Genomic DNA, 18,343 nt, shown 5'->3' on the forward strand with positions numbered 1-18,343 from the left:
ATGCTGCTTGCCATAGACTGCGGCAACACCAACACCGTGTTCTCGATCTGGGATGGCGAGGTCTTCATCGCGACATGGCGCACCTCGACCGAGCATCAGCGGACGGCGGACCAGTACTATGTCTGGCTGTCGACGCTGATGGAGTTCCAGGGCATCAAGGCCGAGATCACCGATGTCATCATCTCGTCCACGGTGCCGCGCGTGGTCTTCAACCTACGGGTGCTGTCGGACAGGTACTTCAAGACGCGGCCCATCGTGGTCGGGCGGCCGGAGTGCAGCCTGCCCGTGGACGTGCGGGTGGATCCCGGCACCGCGGTCGGCCCGGACCGTCTGGTGAACACGGTGGCGGGCTTCGACAAGTTCGGCGGAGACCTTGTGATCGTGGACTTCGGCACGGCCACCACCTTCGACGTGGTGGCCAGCGACGGCGCCTATATCGGCGGTGTGATCGCACCGGGCGTGAACCTCAGCCTCGAGGCCCTGCACCAGGCAGCGGCGGCGCTGCCGCACGTCGACATTTCCCGCCCGCAGTCGGTGATCGGCACGAATACGGTTGCGTGCATGCAGTCCGGCGTGTTCTGGGGGTACGTGGGGCTCGTGCGGGAGATCTGCGACCGTATCAAGGCCGAGCGCGACCGCCCCATGCGCATCGTGGCAACCGGCGGGCTGGCGCCCTTGTTCCAGCAGTCGGTGCCGCTATTTGACGCCTACGATGAATTCCTGACAATGCACGGACTTACCGTGATCTACACACATAACAAGGCCCGTGCTCATGCAGAGTAGCCGTGGCAAACGAATTGAAGAGGCCAAGGCATGAGCGACGCGCGATTGATCTATCTCCCGCTTGGGGGCGCCGGCGAGATCGGCATGAACTGCTACGTCTACGGGTACGGCAAACCGGGGGCCGAGCGGCTGATCGTCGTCGACATGGGCGTGACCTTTCCGGACATGGACGGCACGCCGGGCGTCGACCTGATCCTGCCGGACATCACCTGGCTGAAAGAGAACAAGAACCGCATCGAGGCGATGTTCATCACCCACGCGCACGAGGATCACGTGGGCGCGGTGGGGCATACCTTCGGCGATCTGTCGGTGCCGATCTACGCGCGGGCCTTCACCGCGAACCTCGCCCGTCAGAAGCTGGCGGAATACGGAGTTGAGGGGAAGTCGGTGCGGACCTGTTCCGCCTGGCCGGAAACCGTGACGGTGGGGCCGTTCACCGTGGGGTTCCTGCCGATCTCGCACTCCATCCCCGAAAGCAGCGGTCTTGTGATCGACAGCCCGGCGGGCCGGGTGCTGCACACCGGCGATTTCAAGCTGGACACCCAGCCGCTGGTGGGCGAGCCGTGGGATCCGGAGCTGTGGGCCGAGGTGTCGAAAGGCGGGGTGAAGGCGCTGGTCTGCGACAGCACCAACGTGTTCAACCGCCATCCCGGCCGGTCGGAGGTCATCGTCGGCCCCGCGGTCGAGAAGCTGGTGAGCGAGGCCAGGCACATGGTGGTGGCGACGACGTTCGCCTCCAACGTGGCGCGGGTGAAGACGCTGGCCGAAGCGGGTGAGCGGGCCGGGCGGTCGATCTGCCTGATGGGCCGCGCGATGCGCCGCATGGTCGAGGCCGCGGTGGAGACGGGCGTGCTGACGCGGTTCCCGAGCGTGGTCAGTCCGGAGGATGCCGCGCAGCTGCCGCGCGAGAACCTGATGATCCTCGCCACCGGTTCGCAGGGGGAGCGGCGCGCGGCCTCGGCCCAGCTGTCCCGGGGCAAGTTCAACGGGATCGAGCTGAAGGAGGGCGATCTCTTCCTGTTCTCCTCCAAGACCATTCCCGGCAACGAGCGGGACGTGATCCGCATCATGAACCAGTTGTCGGAGAAGGGCGTGGACGTGGTCGACGACTCGATGGGCGATTACCACGTGTCGGGCCATGCCAACCGTCCGGACCTGGAAACCGTGCAGGACATCGTGCAGCCGCAGATCGTGGTGCCCATGCATGGCGAGCACCGGCACCTGAGGGAGCACGTCAAGCTGGCGACGGAGCGGCGGCGGCAGGGGGTCCTGGCGGTCAACGGCATGATGATCGACCTGACTGGCAACGAACCCAAGGTGGCAGAGTATATCGAGACCGGGCGCACCTACCTTGACGGTACGGTGCAGATCGGCGCGCTGGACGGCATCGTGCGCGACCGTATCCGCATGGCGCTGAACGGCCACGTGGTTGTGACGATGATCCTCGACGAAGAGGACGAACCGCTGGGCGATCCTTGGTGCGACCTCATGGGGCTGGCCGAGATCGGTCGCAGCCACGTGCCGCTGGTGGACATCCTTGAGGCCGACCTCGGCCAGTTTGTCGGCCGGGCCGGGGACAAGACCCTGACCGACGACGACAAGCTGGAAGAGGGGCTGCGCCGCGTGGTGCGCCAGACCTGCCAGAACGAGATCGGCAAGAAGCCCGAGGTCACGGTCGTCGTCAGCCGCCTGTCCTGAGTCAGGCGCTTACGGCGCCGTCCCGAAGGGCGGTGCGGATGCGGTTGGAGAGGTGCTCCCTCTGGCGGTCGGTCAGCCGGAACTCCGCCCCGGCGTCTGAGCCCTGCCGCCAGCGGAAATCGGCGTGGTACTGGCCGTAGCCGGGGATCTGCAGGTTCAGTGTGTCGTCGCGGACGCCCGCGATCCCGATGGAATCGAACCGCATCCGCGCGCCGCCTTCGGAGATGTCGAGGATCTGGCAGGGGATGTCGTACCCCCCCTGGAAGCAGCGCGCGCCCAGGTTGACCTTGATCCGCGGGCTGCGGCGCAGATCGGTGAACTGGTCCGTTTCCACGATCCGCAGCGTGCTGACGGGGGCCGGCGCCTCTGACGAGGGGGGCGGCAGCTCTGGCGCCTCGACTGTCTCTACTTGCAGGGGCGGCTCCGCGCTGCGGCCGGTCGGTTCCTTCATGCTCCGACCAAGGGCGGTGATGCGATGCTCCACCAGCTGGCGCATGCTGTCGCTGATCAGGAACTCGGCACCGAGGCTGTTGACGGCCTTCCAGACGATCCGCGACGGATATCGCCCGATGCCCGCAATCTCGAGCTCCAGCGGACCGCTGCGCATCGCTGCGGAGGAAATCGGGTCCAGTGCCATCTGCACGCCGCCACCGGAGAGGTTCAGGACCTTTCCCGGTATTTCAAGCCCGTCTTGTATGGCGATGACACGCAGGTCGATCGAAACGCGGGGGGAACGGCGTTCACTCATCCGAAAGGTCGCATTGGCTTGCATCGCCCTGCCGATTCACAACTTGTACGGCCGCACCATCTCACCTGCCGGGTTAAGGATCGGTTTAAGGAACCGGATGTGCTCCGGGTCGTTGGGTCTTCGATGCGCCCCGTCGGGCGCCATGAGGTGTGCCCTGAAGGCGCGCCGACAGACAGAAGACAGGAGATTTACATGATCGAGAAAGCCGGTTCCGCAAAATGGATGGGTGACCTCAAGACCGGGAAGGGCACCGTGTCCACCGAATCCGCCGCGCTGAAGGATCAGCCCTACGGGTTCAACACCCGGTTCGAAGACAAGCCCGGCACCAACCCGGAAGAACTGATCGGGGCCGCGCACGCCAGCTGCTTTTCCATGGCGCTGTCGATGATCCTCGGTCAGAGCGATCTGGTCCCCGACGAGATTTCGACCACCGCGAAGATCTACATGGACAAGGAAGGCGACGGGTTCGCCGTCAAGAAGTCCCACCTGACCGTCGCGGCGAAGGTGCCCGGCGCGTCCGAGGAGGATTTCATGAAGGCGGCAGAGACGGCGAAAGCCAACTGCCCGATCTCGAAGCTGCTGGACTGCGAGATCACCATGACGGCGACGCTCGGATAATCGCGCTCGGAAACAGGAAAGGCCGGTCCCTCGGGGCCGGCCTTTTTCATGTCAGTGTGCCTTGGCTTCAGCCCGCGCGGCGCTCGTCGAAGCTGAGCGCGATGAACTCCGGCATGTGCTCGCCCATGCCGATCATGTTGCTTTCCTTGCGGTCGTTGCGGTCGGACCGCGCAGACGACGACCGGCTGTTCTTCGAGCTGCTGCCGGAGCGGCTGGACGAAGAGGAAGACGACCGGTTGGACGAAGACGAGGAAGACGACGAGGAGGAGGAAGAAGACCGCGAACGGCTCGACGAGCTGCGCGTTTCCTTCTCTTCCGCGGGCTTGCTGTCCTTGCGGCTGTCGGAGCGCGGCTCGGCCGCTGCCGGGGCCTCCGATTTCAGCGGGTTCTCGAGGCGCGGGATCTCCTTCTGGAGGAGCTTCTCGACGGCATCGAAGTACTTCTCGTCCCGCGGCACACAGATCGTGTAGGCCTTGCCGGAGCGTCCGGCGCGGCCGGTACGGCCGATGCGGTGCACGTAATCCTCGGCATGGCTGGGCACGTCGAAGTTGAAGACGTGGGTCACCGCCGGAATGTCCAGACCGCGGGCCGCGACGTCGGAGGCGATCAGCAGGCGGACGGACCCGTCACGGAACCCGTCCAGCGTGCGCGTGCGCTGCGACTGGTCGAGGTCTCCGTGGATCGGCGAGGCGTTGTAGCCGTATTTCTTCAGCGATTTCGCAACGATATCCACATCGACCTTGCGGTTGCAGAAGATGATCGCGTTTGAGCAGGCCTCGCCCTCAGCATCGATCAGCGCGCGCAGAACGGCGCGCTTTTCGCTGCCTTCACGGTCACGGCGGGACGGTGTGAAGACCACGGCGCCCTGGGTGATCGTCTCGGAGGCGGTCGCCTGGCGGGCCACCTCGATCCGCGCGGGCGCGGAGAGGAAGGTGTTGGTGATGCGCTCGATCTCCGGCGCCATGGTGGCGGAGAAGAACAGCGTCTGGCGGGTGAACGGGGTGAGCGAGAAGATCCGCTCGATATCCGGGATGAAGCCCATGTCGAGCATCCGGTCGGCCTCGTCCACCACCATGATCTCGATGCCCGTCAGCAGCAGCTTGCCGCGTTCGAAATGGTCGAGCAGGCGGCCCGGCGTGGCGATCAGCACGTCGACGCCCTTGTCGATCAGCACGTCCTGTTCCTTGAACGAGACGCCGCCGATCAGCAGGGCCTTGGTCAGCTTGACGTGCTTGGAGTAGGTGTCGAAGTTTTCCGCCACCTGCGCCGCGAGTTCGCGGGTGGGGCACAGAACCAGCGAGCGCGGCATCCGGGCGCGTGCGCGGCCCCGGGCGAGCTTGTGGATCATCGGAAGGGTGAAAGAGGCGGTCTTGCCTGTGCCCGTCTGGGCGATTCCGAGCACATCCTTGCCTTCGAGGGCGTGGGGGATGGCACCGGCCTGAATGGGGGTCGGCGTCGTGTAGCCGGCCTCTTCGATGGCCTTGAGAACCTTGGGACTGAGATCGAGATCAGAGAATTTTGTCATGCGTGTCCGTGTGATTGCGGACACTCAAACCTTGGCCCGCGCGTATGGATGAAGGGTCCGGCCCGGATGGCCTGACGTCGTTGCGCTCTCAACCCTTTGTGGTCCCTTAGTGAAATTATGCGGAAAGGTCAACGGATGTGGCCTCTTGCCGTGAAATTACCGCATGGGACGTGGGGTCATGTGCTTTTTGGGAAGTGTTTCCGGCGCAATGTCTCGAGGTTGAGGGCGCGGCGGCGCAAGAGCCCGTGCGAATCCAGCCGGTCGCACAACGGTGTATCGGCGACGCAGACCTCGTCGAAGAAGGCGCGCAGGGCGGGTTCGCCGCCCTCCGCCTCGATCGTGCGGAAGAGGTCGTGCAGGGACAGCGCCCCGTCGCGGCGGACCTGCGGTTTCAGTTCGGCCCGGTAAGACCCCTGGGCCAGGCGGAAACGGTAGGCGGCCAGGAAATGCTCCCAGCTGTCGGCGTGGAAGTGGCCCAGTTCCAGCCCCGGCAGATCGGCCTGACCGGGGTTGGTGACGTCATCGAGGATCACGTTGTGGATGCGGATCTGCAGGCCCTTGGTCCCGGCCCGGAAGAAGAGCTTGCCCGCGACGTGGCTGAGGAACCCGCCTGACAGGTGCGTGCCGAAGGTGGGAAAGCAGTCCTCCGCCGCCTGTTGCCTTGCCCGCTGGTCGAGGTGGAAGGCCTTGAAGGCGGTCTCGCCCTCCGCCGTGCCGGTGCCGGGGGCCAGCGCCTCCACCGGGCGGACGCGGGCGCAAAGCGCGCTGTCGGGAAGTCCGGCCAGCACCTCGGCCACGGGCCGGTCGGGCAGCAGGAATTCGTCCACGTCGATATGCGCCAGCCAGTCGACCTCTGCCTTGCGGTTGTTGCAATGTCGCGCGTTAAGCGACTGACGCACCTGATGTTTCTTCGGCCGGCCCTTGCGCTTATCCCAATAGGCCGCGTCGGTGTGCAATACCCTGATGCGGGGATGCGCCTTGAGCGCCGCCAGCGTCCCGGGCACGTCGTCGTCGAGGTAGAGGTACACCCGGTGTGCACCCTGTTCGAGGTGCCACGCGGCAAAGCGCTCGATCGCGTCGAGCGGCGCCTTGACGGTGCTGACGGTGCCCCAGGTGGTCATGGCAGCGGGCCGAAGATGCGGGCGACCTTCGCGTCCAGATCGAGGTCGCGGGTGACCAGCATGCCCTTGTCCGCCAGCCGTGCGCGCAGGTCCGGCGTGTCGGCGCAGACCTCGTCGAAGAAGGCGCGGAGCCCGCTTTCGCCTTCCTCCTCCATCAGGAAGGCGAAGAGGTCGGCCTGGCCCAGTTCCGGCCGGGTGGAACGCTTGCGGTAGGACCCGCGTGCAAGGCGGAAGTCCAGATGATTGCGGAACTTTTCCCAGCTTGCCGCGTGCAGGTGGGCGAGCAGCAGGCCCGCCGGTTTGGCCTTGTTGGTGGCGTCCTGTCCGCGGAATTTCAGCGTGTGGATGCCCAGCCGGGTGTCGGCGATGCCGGTGCGGGCAAAGACCTTGCCGGAGGTGTGCGACAGGAACCCGCCGTAAAGGTGCAGCCCGAAGGTCGGGTAGACGTCCTGAAGGTCGGCCTTCTTCACGCCCGCCTGCTTGTGGGTCAGCTTGAAATGCTGCGGCGGTCCGTCGGTGGCCAGTGCCTCCGCCGGGGCGATGCGGGCGATGGCCGCGTCGGGCGCTGCGCCGTGGAGGGCAAGGGCGACGGGCGTGTCGGCCAGTATGAATTCGTCCACGTCGATGTGGCCGAGCCAGTGCAGGCCTTCGGAATGTGCGTGATAACAGTGGGTTGCATTGAACGCTTGACGCAATTGATGAGCATCGGGGCGCGCCTTTCCGTGGCTCTCCCAGTAGGCGGCGTCGCAGGTGGTGACCCGGATCTTCGGGTGGTCGCCGAGGAAGGCCGCGGCCTGCGGGTCCGGGGCGTCGAGGTAGAGGTGCAGCGCCTCGGCGCCGAGGTCCAGATGATGCGCGGCAAAGCGGGCGATCTGGTCGAGCGGCGCCTTCACCGTCGTCACCAGCCCCCAACGCAGGTCCGCCGCCGTGGCGGGGACGCGGCCGGCGTTCACCGGGGCCGGGTTGTTGCCCTGCGGCGTGCCGTCCGGCTCTGGCTGACGGGTGGCGCGATGGGCCTCCTTCTCGGCCCGCATGGCGGCGAGACGGGCCGGAAGCGCGCGGTCGTCATTCAGCAATTTCGCCAATAAATCATAGACTAAGGGGGCGATGACGAGGTCTTCTGAGGCCTCCTGCCAGAGGCGGGCGACGAGGTTCACGTCGAGGCCGCCGCCGACCAGCGCGTAGGCGTCCATGTCGAGCGGCAGGGCGGCTTTCTGGCGCTTTGACGAAGGGAACGGCTGCTGCGGGGTGAGGCCGGAGTAGAGGCGTTCCGTCTCGTAGAGCTTCATCGCGCCGAAGAGCGTGGAGAGCGCGAGGCCGGTGGAGCGTTGCGTCGGTGTCAGCCCGTGGTCGCCGAAGGTGGTGATGGCCGAGACCAGCCAGCGGGAGTCGAGGTGGTCCAGCAGGTGGTCGGCGTGTTCGTCCCAGAGCCTGTGGAACAGGTAGGGCGCGTGTTCGGGAAAGCTGCGTTTGCGCAGGTGCGCGACCAGTAATCCATGAAGTGAACAAAGCTCGCTAAGACCCTGAAGTTCCTTGCGGATCGCATGCGACTTGCGATGGAAGCCGGAGCGGAAGGGCGGCGCGAACCTCGGGTCCTCGTCGGGGTCCTCGACGATGGTGCGGGTCAGCCGGGCAAGGTCTGCGTCGGCCTCTGGCAGGGCTTCGCCGGGGGCGCAGTCGATGGGATCGCGGCGCGCTTCGTACTGGGTCAGAAGGGCGGGAATGCCACGGGCGGAGCGGTCTTTCATGAACACGAGGGTGGGCTATCCTTTGGCGCGGGGCAAGGTGGTTCGAAGGTGGGTGTAACCATGATTTCGGGCGCTTTCAGGGCCGCCGTGCGGCGCTTTCGTCACCCGGGCGGAACGGCTGCGCGCGGTGGGCAAAGGTTAACCGGAATGCGCCCGGTCAGGTCTTCGTTAACCAGCGCCCATGGCGGGCTGGCGTTTGATCTGCGGGGGCAGTATGGGAACGCGCATGGCACTGACATCCTTCGAACTGAACGCCCGTGACGGGCGCGCGCGGACCGGCGTGATCCGCACCCCGCGCGGCGATATCCGCACGCCGGCCTTCATGCCCGTGGGCACCGCCGCGACGGTGAAGGGCATGATGCCCGAAAGCGTGCGCGAGACCGGCGCGGATATCCTGTTGGGCAACACCTACCACCTGATGTTGCGGCCCGGGGCCGAGAGGGTCGCAAAACTTGGGGGCCTGCATCGCTTCATGAACTGGGAGCGGCCGATCCTGACGGATTCGGGCGGTTTTCAGGTGATGAGCCTGTCGGATCTGCGCAAGCTGACCGAGGAGGGCGTGACCTTCCGCAGCCATGTGGACGGTTCCAAGCACATGCTGTCGCCCGAGACTTCGATGGAGATTCAACGGCTTCTGGGGTCCGACATCGTCATGGCCTTCGACGAGTGCCCGGCGCTGCCCGCCGACCGCGCGCGGCTGGAGGAGTCGATGCGGCTGTCGATGCGGTGGGCGGCGCGGTCGCGCGAGGCCTTTGGCGACCGGCCGGGGCACATGCTGTTCGGCATCCAGCAGGGCGGGCTGGAGCGCGACCTGCGGGAAGAATCGGCGCAAGCTTTGGTTAACATCGGTTTCGACGGCTATGCGATCGGCGGTCTGGCCGTGGGCGAAGGGCAGGAAGCGATGTTCGGCTGCCTCGATTTCGCGCCCGGAATGCTGCCGGCCGACAAGCCGCGTTACCTGATGGGTGTCGGAAAACCGGCAGATATTGTGGGGGCCGTGGCGCGTGGCATCGACATGATGGATTGCGTGCTGCCCTCGCGGTCCGGGCGGACCGGGCAGGCCTGGACGCGGCGGGGGCAGGTGAACCTGCGCAACGCGCGCCATGCGGAGGACCCGCGGCCGCTGGAGGAGGGGTGCAGCTGTCCCTGCTGCCGGAGCTATTCGCGGGCCTACCTGCATCACGTCGTCCGGGCGAAGGAGATGATCGCCGGGATGCTGCTGACCTGGCACAACCTCCATTATTATCAGGAGCTTATGGCCGGGATGCGGGCGGCGATTGCCGAAGGGCGCTTTGCGGCGTTCGAGGCAGAGTTCCACGAGGGCGAGGCGCTTGGGGATATCGAGCGGCTTTAACCCCGGATTGATATCTCGTTAAGGCGGGTTTCGGGCCGGTGATTTCCGTGCCTCAGCGCGCTGTGACGCCCGGTGGCGCGCGTTCTGTGCGCGATGTGGTGCCAGATGTTGTGGCGGCGACCGAAGGTGACACCGCGGGTTAACGGCGTTTCCCGCGTATTTACCCGATATTACTGGTGAACCGGCCGTTTCGGGGGTCCGAACCGGCCGGTTGGTAACCTTTTGGGCAAGACCGGGTTTGTGCGCGGATCAGGCCACGAGCATGGACGGCAGATCGGCGCGCAGACGCGCCATCCCGCCCGGCTGCCAGCCGAGCGCCGTCAGCCGGCCGCACTCCAGCGCGCTGACCGGATCGGTGGCGCGCGGCGGCGGGGGATGGGGGCAGCCGGTCAGGCGCTTCACCTCTGCCAGCAGGTCGTGGCGGTCGAGGAGCAGGTCGGAGACGTGGACCGGGCCTGCGGTCGTTTCGGTCAGCAGGAGGCGGACGGCGGCGGCGAGGTCGGCGCCGTGCACCTCTGTCGCGCGGCGGGGCGCGACGGGCCGTCCGGAGAGGTAGTCGGCAAAGAGGCCCTGCCACTTGTGATCCGCACCGGGGCCGTAGATGCCGGTGGCGCGCAGGCTGAGGCCGGTCAGGGGCAGGGTGGCGAGATGCTCTTCTGCCTGCAGCTTGACCTGCCCGTAGAGCGAGCGGGGTTCGGGCGGCCGGGTTTCCGGCAAGGGCGTGCCCGGGGGCAGCCCGTCGAACACCGCGCGCGAGGAGAGGAACAGGATGCGTTCCACGCCCGCATCGGCGGCAGCGTCAAACAGGCGGCGTGTGCCGTCGAGGTTCGCGGTCAGGAAGCCCTGCGGATCGTCGCCTTCGCCGCCCCGGTACTTGCCCGGCACGTGGGAGAAGGCGGCGTGGATCAGGGTGGTGACACCGCGGAGGTCGGGCGCGGGGCCGGTCAGGTCGTAGGGCCGGTGCGGACGGGGGCCCGCCGTGCGGCCCAGCGTCAGGTCGGCCAGCGGCAGGAGCCAGCGGCCGACGAGCCCCGTGGCGCCGGTCAGCGCGATCACGCCGGGTCCTTCAGGGCGTCGAGGTCGGGGCGTTCGCCCTGCGCGTAAGCGTGCCAGAGGTCGATCAGCGGGCGGAGGCGTTGGGCCTTGGCGTGGTCCTGCCAGGGCTTTTCATACTGGTAGTGGATGACTTTCACGCTGGGCCAGTGCCAGAGGCCGGGCAGGTTGAACCATGCGTATTGCAGCATGTTGAAGGTCACGGGCAGGCCGTGCCAGTCGGGAAAGTACGTTTCGAGGAAGGTCTGGTCGGTGCGCTTCCAGAAGGCGCCGGGGGCGTCGAGGGTGTCGAGCATGTGCTGGAACGTGGCCTCGGACGGGCGCGCGGTGAATACGCCGGAGTTCAGGCGGTGGAAGTCGGAGAGTGACTCGTAGACGTTCGGGGCGGCGCAGAACTCCGGATAGTCGAAGAGCGTGTCGATGTTGCGGATCACAAGGGTGTCTGCGTCGAGGAAGACGACACGGTCGTAGGGCAGCTGCCACAGGCGCAGCTTGCAGAAGTTGTCGAGCGGCGTGTGGAAGGTCGGCTTCTCGCCCTTGGTGAAGGGGTTCCTGCCGTGGATCTGGCCCTTGGCGTGCGCCGCCTTGAAGGCGTCGGAGGTGGGCAGGTGGTCGACCGGCACGAGGCGGGCGCCTTGAGCCTTGAGGGGGGCAAGCGCCGCGTCGGGCACGCCCTCGGTGTGGAGGACGACGCGGTCGGCCTTTGTGCCGGTCTGGGCGAGCGAGTTGAGCAGCGCGCCTGCGCCCAGCGCGAAGTCGGCGTTGGTGACAAGGGTGACGTAGGCGTTACGCATCGTAGCAGATGAATTCCAGGAGCGAGCCGTCGGGGTCGCGGAAGTAGAGGCTGGTGCCCGGCCCGCGCGCGCCGTTGCGCGGCACGGGGCCCAGTTCGACAGTGATACCGTGGGCCTCGAGGTGCGCCTGTGCGGCCTCTACTGTACCGTCCCATGCAAAGCAGAGGTCGGTGCCGCCCGGGGGGACGGGCACGCGGGCGAGGGGGGCGGCCTCCACCCCGGGGCCGTGGCAGTTGAGCTGCTGGGCCCCGAAGCGGAAGGCCACGCCCGCGCCGCGCGGCACGACCTCTGCCCCCATCACGTCGCGGTAGAAGGCCGTGGAGCGGTCCCAGTCGGTGACATGGATCACGACATGGTCGAGGGTGACCATGCTCAGGACACCGATTTCAGGCGCGCGCCTTCGGGGTCGTGGTCGACGGTGCGGGCGATGTCCTTGGTCCAGGCGGAGACGGCGGGCACGCGGGAGCGGTCGATCCGGTGGGCGTATTTCTTCGCCACGTCGACGACCTCGGACAGCAGGCCCTCGGCGAGGGTGGTGGGGTTCAGACCCAGCGCGAGGAACTGGTCGTTCTTGACGATCAGGTCGTTCTCGGCGGCTTCCTTGCGCGGGTTGGGCAGGTTCATGACCTCGGCGCCGGTGAGTCTGGCCACAAGCTGGGCGAGGTCGCGGACGCGGTGGGTTTCGGTCATCTGGTTGAAGATCTTCACCCGGTCGCCCTGCGCGGGGGCGTCCTGTAGCGCCAGCTCGACGCAGCGCACGCTGTCCTGAATGTGGATGAAGGCGCGGGTCTGCCCGCCGGTGCCGTGCACGGTGAGCGGGTATCCGATGGCGGCCTGGATGAGGAAGCGGTTCAGCACGGTGCCGTAGTCGCCGTCGTAGTCGAAGCGGTTGATGAGCTGCTCGTGCCGCCGGGTCTGGTCGGTGTGGGTGCCCCAGACGATGCCCTGATGCAGGTCGGTGATCCGGAGCCCGTCGTTCTGGGCGTAGAACTGGAAGAGGATCTGATCGAGCGACTTGGTCATGTGGTAGACCGAGCCGGGGCGCGTGGGATAGAGGATCTCCTGCTCTTTCGGGCCGGAGGGCGTGTCGATCTGCACGTCGAGGTAGCCCTCGGGGATCGGCGCACCGACGGAGGAGTAGCCGTAGACGCCCATGGTGCCGAGGTGCACGAGGTGGGCGTCGGGGGCGGCCTCCACCATCGCGGCCAGCAGGTTGTGCGTGGCGTTGGTGTTGTTGTTGACCGTGTAGACCTTGTGGCGGTCGGTCTTCATCGAATAGGGCGCGGCGCGCTGCTCGGCAAAGTGGATGATGGCGTCGGGCTTGTGCTCGGCCAGCCACTGTTTCAGCCGCTCGTATTCCTTGGCGAGGTCGAGCAGATGGAAGCGGATGGTTTCGCCGGAGGTCTGCTTCCAGATGCGGCAGCGTTCCTGGATGGAGTCCATGGGCGTCAGCGACTGCACCCCCAGCTCCGTGTCGATCCAGCGGCGGGAGAGGTTGTCGAGGATGTGCACCTCGTGTCCGGCGTTGGAGAGATGGAGGGCGGTGGGCCAGCCGACAAAGCCGTCGCCGCCGAGGATCGCGATGCGCATGATGAGGGTCCCGTGTTGTTTGCGTGTCCTGTTAACGATGGGGCCCGGGGGAGTAAAATGAAACTTTTGTGGTGATTGATGCAGGAAAATGGGCGCCAATCCGCTGAAACGCCGTGGTTTGGCGGTAAATTGATACACGTTTGGCTGCATCAATTTCCGCAGGGGCGGGAGGCGCGGAGAGGGCAGGCCGTCGCGCGGCGTGCAGCCGGTATCAGGAACTGTAGTGCGTTCCGATCCGGTAGCAGGGGCCGTAGGTCGGCACCTTCTTCCAGAAGAGCACCGCGAAGGTGGCGTACTCGTCCGCCAGGGTGCCGCCGGTCCATGTGCCCCCGCCGCTTTTGGGCGTGTGGGGGTTCAGCGGGTTGTTGGCGTGGTGCTTCGCCTCGTCATCCACCTGCATCGCCATGGTTGCCGACCCGAGGCCGGAGGTGATCTTCTGGCCGACCTGCGCCACTTTCGCGGCTGGCACGACGGCCGCCAGCGCATCCAGCGGCGTGAGCTTGACGCTGTCGGCCAGCGCGCCGGTCTTGCTCATCTGCGTCTCGATGCTCACGACCGCGGCGATGGCGCCGTCGAGCGGCACGTCGGATTTCTGGTTGAGATAGGAAAACACCGTCGCGCTGATGGCGTTGGAAAAGCTGAAGCGTCCGATGCAGCAGGTGGGATGGATGCCGTTGCCCTTGTAGCCGACGAATTCGCCCCAGTTGCGGTAGTTCTTCATCGGTTTGACGTCGTTCGCGATCTTGAATGCCACTTGCAAAACTCCTCGTTAAACAGTCGCCCGGAAAAGGCCGGACGCACAGCGATGCTTAATCAGAATGGAGCGGAGCCTATCACGGTTTGGTCCTGCCACAAAGCCGGGGCTTTGGCCGCGCCGGTCGCGTTCTTGTGCGCGCCACGGCACAGGGCCTGTCCGCAGGTAAGGGGGAACGTTTCGTTGCGGTGCAGCATTGGGCGGCACACGTCTTAACGACGAAACCGAAAGGAGCCTCTCATGAGCAAGAGCCTGTTCGACCCGATCAAGGTTGGGGCCATGGACCTCAAGAACCGCATCGTCATGGCGCCGCTGACCCGGAACCGTGCGATGGAAGACGACGCGCCTATGGACATGCACGCCGATTACTACGCGCAGCGCGCGGGCGCCGGTCTGATCATCACCGAGGCGACGCAGATTTCGCCGGAGGGCAAGGGCTATGCCTGGACCCCGGGCATCCACAGCGAGAAGCAGGTCGCCCAGTGGAAGAAGGTGACGGACGCGGTGCATGCGGAGGGCGGCAAGATCGTCCTGCAGCTGTGGCACGTGGGCCGGATCAGCCATACGTCGCTGCAGGAAGACGGCAAGGCGCCGGTGGCCCCCTCTGCTGTGCAGGCCGAGGGTGTGCAGACCTTCGACGGCGAGCAGATGGTCGCTGTCTCGGTGCCGCGCGCGCTGGAGACCGATGAGCTGCCCCGCATCGTGGAGGATTTCCGCAAGGCGACGGTCAACGCGAAGGCCGCCGGTTTCGACGGTGTCGAGGTGCATGGCGCCAATGGCTACCTGATCGACCAGTTCCTGAAGGATGGCCCGAACAAGCGTGACGACGCCTATGGCGGAACTTTCGAGAACCGCGCGCGCTTGCTGGGCGAGGTGCTGGATGCGGTTGTCGGCGCATGGGATTCCGCGCATGTGGGTCTGCGGCTGTCGCCCTATTCCGGTGCGAACGGCGCCACCGACAGCGATCCGAAGGCGCTGGGCGAGTTCCTCGTCGATTTCGTCTCGGGCCGCGGGCTGGCGTATCTGCACATGATCGAGGGCCAGACGGGCGGGCCGCGCGACCTGCCGGAAGGTGTCGACCTGAAGGCGCTGAAGGACCGCTTCGACGGCGTCTGGATGGGCAACAACGGTTATGACCGCGATATGGCCGTGGAGCGCGTTGCAGGGGACCTGACCGATCTGGTGGCCTTCGGACGGCCCTATATCGCCAACCCCGACCTGGCGGAGCGTCTGCGCGTCGGGGCGGAGCTGAACGAGGGCGATCCGTCCACCTATTACGGCGGTGGCCGCGAGGGGTACACGGATTATCCGGCCCTGCGCGACGAGGCCGCGTAAGCGCACAGGCACGAACCGGGGCAAATAGCCCTTGCATCCGGTCCCCATCCTGCAAGATGGGGGCTGGATCGTCATGCGTGAGTCGGGTCTCGCGCCGGTGACGACGATCAGGAGAACGTTCATGGACTACGGGAAATCCGGCAAGGGCAAGGCAGCCAAGGGCGCGCCGCGCTACGACGGGCACAAGGACGCGCCGCAGGGCAAGGACGCCCGCGGTGGCGCACCCAGCAAGGCGGAGCTTCTGGCACGCATGAAGGCCGCCCGTGAGGCGGACGCGCAGAAGGACGGCTGAGGCCGGTCTTCAGTCAGTCTTTCGTTCGGGGCAGGGGCCGGGGGCGCGGAATGCGCCGCACCGGCCTTTTGTCGTTTTGCGGGCGGGTTTGAAGCGCGGCTCCGGGCGCCGGCCGCGTCATGACGGGATTTTGAACCGCCGTGCCGGCATGGCCGTGCATCGTTCACTTTGGCCCGAAAACCCGGCTTGCGGAAACGGGCGGGCAGGGTCACACTGAGCGCCACACACCTTGGGCCGGCCCGGGTTGCTTGAAATCCGGGGTCAGGCGGCACATGTAGTGTGTTCTGACCGGAGACGGCGCAAGTTGCCGCGATGCGGGGCTCTGCCGTCTTGCCAAGAACCAGGAAAACGCGAGCATGAAACAGCCACTCAATCCATCTTACCCGGTGCTGCCGCTGCGCGACATCGTCGTGTTCCCGCACATGATCGTGCCCCTTTTCGTGGGCCGCGAGAAATCCGTGCGCGCACTGGAAGAGGTGATGAACGACGACAAGCAGATCCTGCTTGCCAGCCAGATCGATCCCGCGATCGACGACCCGGAGACCTCCGGCATCTACAAGGCGGGCGTGCTGGCGAATGTCCTGCAACTGCTGAAGCTGCCCGACGGCACCGTGAAGGTTCTGGTGGAAGGCCAGAGCCGTGTGCGCATCGTCGAGTACATCGAGAACGAGAACTTCTTCGAGGCGAAGGCCGAGTACCTGACCGAGATGCCCGGCGACCTGGCCGCGATCGAGGCCCTGACCCACACCGTGGCAGAGGAATTCGAACGCTACACCAAGGTCAAGAAGAACATCCCCGAAGAGGCGCTGGCCGCCGTCAGCGAAGCGACCGAACCGGCGCAGCTGGCCGACCTCGTGGCCGGTCACCTCGGCGTGGAAGTGGGCCAGAAGCAGGAACTGCTTGAGACGCTCTCGATCAGCGAGCGGCTGGAGAAGGTCTATGGCCTGATGCAGGGGGAGATGTCCGTCCTGCAGGTCGAGAAGAAGATCAAGACCCGCGTCAAGAGCCAGATGGAGAAGACCCAGCGCGAGTACTATCTGAATGAGCAGATGAAGGCCATTCAGAAGGAACTCGGCGATGGCGAGGACGGCGAGGGCGAAATCGCCGAGCTCGAAGAGAAGATCGAGAACACCAAGCTGTCGAAGGAAGCCCGGGAAAAGGCCGACGCGGAGCTCAAGAAGCTGCGCAACATGTCGCCCATGTCCGCCGAGGCGACCGTCGTGCGCAACTACCTCGACTGGATGCTGTCCATTCCGTGGGGCACCAAGTCGCGCGTGAAGAAGGACCTGAACAAGGCGCAGGACATCCTCGACCACGATCACTACTCGCTTGAGAAGGTGAAGGAGCGGATCGTCGAGTACCTCGCCGTGCAGGCGCGCAGCCAGAAGCTGAAAGGCCCGATCCTCTGCCTCGTCGGCCCTCCGGGTGTCGGCAAGACGTCGCTGGGCAAGTCGGTGGCGAAGGCCACGGGCCGCGAGTTCATCCGCATCAGCCTCGGCGGCGTGCGTGACGAATCCGAGATCCGCGGCCACCGCCGGACCTACATCGGCTCCATGCCGGGCAAGATCATCCAGGCGCTGAAGAAGGCGAAGACCACGAACCCGCTCATCCTGCTCGACGAGATCGACAAGATGGGGCAGGACTTCCGTGGCGACCCGGCTTCGGCCATGCTGGAGGTGCTGGACCCCGAACAGAACGCGACCTTCGTGGACCACTATCTTGAGGTGGAATACGACCTGTCGAACGTGATGTTCGTGACCACGGCCAACAGCTACAACATGCCCGGGCCGCTGCTCGACCGGATGGAGATCATCTCTCTCTCGGGGTACACCGAGGACGAGAAGCTGGAGATCGCCAAGCGGCACCTGCTGGACAAGGTGACCAAGAACCACGGTCTGAAGAAGTCCGAGTTCGTGGTCGAGGACAGCGCGCTGACCGACATCATCCGCTACTACACGCGGGAGGCCGGCGTCCGGAACCTTGAACGCGAGGTGGCAAAGCTCGCCCGCAAGGCGGTGACGAAGATCGTCAAGAAGGAAGCGGAAAAGGTGGTCGTTTCGGCGGACAACCTCGACGAGTTCCTGGGCGTCCGGAAGCACCGTTACGGGCTGGCGGAGGAAGAGAACCAGATCGGTGTCGTCACCGGGCTGGCCTGGACCTCTGTCGGCGGCGACCTCCTGCACATCGAGGCGCTGAAACTGCCGGGCAAGGGCCGGATGAAGACCACCGGGAAACTGGGCGACGTGATGAAGGAGTCGATCGATGCGGCGTCTTCCTACGTGCGTTCGATTTCCCCGCAGATCGGGGTGAAGCCGACGAAGTTCGACAAGATCGACATCCACGTGCACGTGCCCGACGGTGCGACGCCGAAGGATGGTCCCTCTGCCGGTCTGGCGATGGTGACGTCGATCGTGTCGGTGCTGACGCAGATCCCGGTCCGCAAGGACGTGGCGATGACGGGCGAGGTCTCGCTTCGGGGCAACGCCATGCCCATCGGCGGCCTGAAGGAGAAACTGCTCGCGGCCCTGCGCGGTGGCATCAAGACGGTGTTCATCCCGGAGGAAAACGAGAAGGATCTGGCGGAGATCCCGGACAACGTGAAGGAGGGGCTGCAGATCATCCCCGTCAAGCACGTGTCCGAGGTGCTGAGCCAGGCGCTGGTGTCGAAGCCCGAGCCCATCGAATGGGACGAGGCGGCGGAGGAAGCGGCGGCGGCAGCCAAGGCCAAGTCCGAGGACACCGTGTCGAGCACCGTGGCGCACTGAGCGTCCGCCCGATCGCTTGAAACAGGAAAGCCCCGACCGCGTGTCGGGGCTTTTTCACGTCCGGCTTTCCGGGGGCTGTTCTGGGCGGGCTGTCCCTGCGCCGGGCGCAACAGGACCCTCGGGCCGGGGGCGCTGGGCGTGCGGCCGGGTGAAGGGGCAGAGCAG

16 protein-coding genes are annotated in these 18,343 nt (G+C 66.0%); 7 read left to right on the forward strand and 9 right to left on the reverse strand.

Translation table 11 applies throughout. The features are described 5' to 3' along the window. A complete protein-coding gene (locus CDO87_RS18995; protein ID WP_100930233.1) occupies positions 1-783 on the forward strand; it encodes a type III pantothenate kinase in 783 nt (260 codons plus the stop codon). Positions 784-813: 30 nt separating this feature from the next. Next, on the forward strand, positions 814-2,481 hold the full coding sequence (locus tag CDO87_RS19000) for a ribonuclease J (RefSeq protein WP_100930234.1): 1,668 nt from the start codon (positions 814-816) through the stop codon (positions 2,479-2,481). Position 2,482: 1 nt separating this feature from the next. Here CDO87_RS19000 and CDO87_RS19005 read toward each other — a convergent pair whose 3' ends face one another. Then, on the reverse strand, positions 2,483-3,229 hold the full coding sequence (locus CDO87_RS19005) for a PilZ domain-containing protein (protein ID WP_198521757.1): 747 nt from the start codon (positions 3,227-3,229) through the stop codon (positions 2,483-2,485). Positions 3,230-3,421: 192 nt separating this feature from the next. On the opposite strand from CDO87_RS19005, the gene CDO87_RS19010 reads away from it, so the two are divergent. Continuing rightward, the gene (locus tag CDO87_RS19010) at positions 3,422-3,847 is read left to right on the forward strand and encodes an OsmC family protein (RefSeq protein ID WP_100930236.1); all 426 of its coding nucleotides are present in this window, start codon (positions 3,422-3,424) and stop codon (positions 3,845-3,847) included. Positions 3,848-3,914: 67 nt separating this feature from the next. On the opposite strand, the gene CDO87_RS19015 is transcribed toward CDO87_RS19010, so the two are convergent. From CDO87_RS19015 to CDO87_RS19025, 3 genes are all read right to left on the reverse strand, one after another. Next, the gene (locus CDO87_RS19015; protein WP_100930237.1) at positions 3,915-5,372 is read right to left on the reverse strand and encodes a DEAD/DEAH box helicase; all 1,458 of its coding nucleotides are present in this window, start codon (positions 5,370-5,372) and stop codon (positions 3,915-3,917) included. 176 nt (positions 5,373-5,548) lie between these two features. Beyond that, a complete protein-coding gene (locus CDO87_RS19020) occupies positions 5,549-6,493 on the reverse strand; it encodes a glycosyltransferase family 2 protein (RefSeq protein ID WP_100930238.1) in 945 nt (314 codons plus the stop codon). Continuing rightward, the gene (locus tag CDO87_RS19025) at positions 6,490-8,241 is read right to left on the reverse strand and encodes a glycosyltransferase family 2 protein (RefSeq protein WP_100930239.1); all 1,752 of its coding nucleotides are present in this window, start codon (positions 8,239-8,241) and stop codon (positions 6,490-6,492) included. Before CDO87_RS19025 ends, CDO87_RS19020 begins: the two co-directional genes overlap by 4 nt. A gap of 226 nt (positions 8,242-8,467) precedes the next feature. On the opposite strand from CDO87_RS19025, the gene tgt reads away from it, so the two are divergent. Next, positions 8,468-9,595, forward strand: coding sequence for a tRNA guanosine(34) transglycosylase Tgt (tgt, locus tag CDO87_RS19030; protein ID WP_100931040.1), 1,128 nt, complete (start codon positions 8,468-8,470; stop codon positions 9,593-9,595). A 249-nt stretch (positions 9,596-9,844) separates the two neighbouring features. Here tgt and CDO87_RS19035 read toward each other — a convergent pair whose 3' ends face one another. The 5 genes from CDO87_RS19035 to CDO87_RS19055 all read right to left on the reverse strand — a co-directional run bounded on the left by CDO87_RS19035 (position 9,845) and on the right by CDO87_RS19055 (position 13,786). Beyond that, positions 9,845-10,651: an NAD(P)-dependent oxidoreductase gene (locus tag CDO87_RS19035; protein ID WP_100930240.1), complete on the reverse strand. Its 807-nt coding sequence runs from the start codon at positions 10,649-10,651 to the stop codon at positions 9,845-9,847. Continuing rightward, complete coding sequence (locus tag CDO87_RS19040) at positions 10,648-11,442, reverse strand: glycosyltransferase (protein WP_100930241.1); 795 nt, start codon at positions 11,440-11,442, stop codon at positions 10,648-10,650. The genes CDO87_RS19035 and CDO87_RS19040 overlap by 4 nt, the downstream gene beginning before the upstream one ends. After that, entirely contained in the window at positions 11,435-11,812 is a 378-nt protein-coding gene (locus CDO87_RS19045) for a VOC family protein (protein ID WP_100930242.1), read from the reverse strand. Before CDO87_RS19045 ends, CDO87_RS19040 begins: the two co-directional genes overlap by 8 nt. 2 nt (positions 11,813-11,814) lie before the next feature. Continuing rightward, a complete protein-coding gene (locus CDO87_RS19050) occupies positions 11,815-13,032 on the reverse strand; it encodes an NAD-dependent epimerase/dehydratase family protein (protein ID WP_100930243.1) in 1,218 nt (405 codons plus the stop codon). Positions 13,033-13,243: 211 nt separating this feature from the next. After that, positions 13,244-13,786 (reverse strand): hypothetical protein, encoded by a 543-nt coding sequence (locus CDO87_RS19055; RefSeq protein ID WP_100930244.1) that lies wholly within the window; start codon positions 13,784-13,786, stop codon positions 13,244-13,246. Positions 13,787-14,026: 240 nt separating this feature from the next. Between CDO87_RS19055 and CDO87_RS19060 the strand changes: the two genes are divergently transcribed. The 3 genes from CDO87_RS19060 (at position 14,027) to lon (ending at position 18,178) form a co-directional block, all read left to right on the forward strand. Next, positions 14,027-15,121 carry an alkene reductase gene (locus tag CDO87_RS19060; RefSeq protein WP_100930245.1) on the forward strand — a complete coding sequence of 365 codons (1,095 nt, stop codon included), beginning with the start codon at positions 14,027-14,029 and terminating at the stop codon, positions 15,119-15,121. A gap of 121 nt (positions 15,122-15,242) precedes the next feature. Then, positions 15,243-15,413 (forward strand): hypothetical protein, encoded by a 171-nt coding sequence (locus CDO87_RS27070; RefSeq protein WP_198521758.1) that lies wholly within the window; start codon positions 15,243-15,245, stop codon positions 15,411-15,413. A gap of 356 nt (positions 15,414-15,769) precedes the next feature. After that, positions 15,770-18,178 carry an endopeptidase La gene (gene lon, locus CDO87_RS19065; protein WP_100930246.1) on the forward strand — a complete coding sequence of 803 codons (2,409 nt, stop codon included), beginning with the start codon at positions 15,770-15,772 and terminating at the stop codon, positions 18,176-18,178. The last annotated feature ends 165 nt before the right edge of the window (positions 18,179-18,343 follow it).

It is taken from the genome of Sagittula sp. P11, assembly GCF_002814095.1.
Classification (GTDB): domain Bacteria; phylum Pseudomonadota; class Alphaproteobacteria; order Rhodobacterales; family Rhodobacteraceae; genus Sagittula.

Excerpts from the sequence above, each read along its gene's own strand:
- tgt (WP_100931040.1), top strand. The coding sequence starts at position 8,468 with ATGGCACTGACATCCTTCGAACTGAACGCCCGTGACGGGCGCGCGCGG.
- CDO87_RS19050 (WP_100930243.1), bottom strand. The coding sequence starts at position 13,032 with ATGCGCATCGCGATCCTCGGCGGCGACGGCTTTGTCGGCTGGCCCACC.
- CDO87_RS19000 (WP_100930234.1), top strand. The coding sequence starts at position 814 with ATGAGCGACGCGCGATTGATCTATCTCCCGCTTGGGGGCGCCGGCGAG.
- CDO87_RS27070 (WP_198521758.1), top strand. The coding sequence starts at position 15,243 with ATGGACTACGGGAAATCCGGCAAGGGCAAGGCAGCCAAGGGCGCGCCG.
- CDO87_RS18995 (WP_100930233.1), top strand. The coding sequence starts at position 1 with ATGCTGCTTGCCATAGACTGCGGCAACACCAACACCGTGTTCTCGATC.
- CDO87_RS19010 (WP_100930236.1), top strand. The coding sequence starts at position 3,422 with ATGATCGAGAAAGCCGGTTCCGCAAAATGGATGGGTGACCTCAAGACC.
- CDO87_RS19025 (WP_100930239.1), bottom strand. The coding sequence starts at position 8,241 with ATGAAAGACCGCTCCGCCCGTGGCATTCCCGCCCTTCTGACCCAGTAC.
- CDO87_RS19060 (WP_100930245.1), top strand. The coding sequence starts at position 14,027 with ATGAGCAAGAGCCTGTTCGACCCGATCAAGGTTGGGGCCATGGACCTC.
- CDO87_RS19020 (WP_100930238.1), bottom strand. The coding sequence starts at position 6,493 with ATGACCACCTGGGGCACCGTCAGCACCGTCAAGGCGCCGCTCGACGCG.
- CDO87_RS19015 (WP_100930237.1), bottom strand. The coding sequence starts at position 5,372 with ATGACAAAATTCTCTGATCTCGATCTCAGTCCCAAGGTTCTCAAGGCC.
- CDO87_RS19005 (WP_198521757.1), bottom strand. The coding sequence starts at position 3,229 with ATGAGTGAACGCCGTTCCCCCCGCGTTTCGATCGACCTGCGTGTCATC.
- CDO87_RS19045 (WP_100930242.1), bottom strand. The coding sequence starts at position 11,812 with ATGGTCACCCTCGACCATGTCGTGATCCATGTCACCGACTGGGACCGC.
- lon (WP_100930246.1), top strand. The coding sequence starts at position 15,770 with ATGAAACAGCCACTCAATCCATCTTACCCGGTGCTGCCGCTGCGCGAC.
- CDO87_RS19040 (WP_100930241.1), bottom strand. The coding sequence starts at position 11,442 with ATGCGTAACGCCTACGTCACCCTTGTCACCAACGCCGACTTCGCGCTG.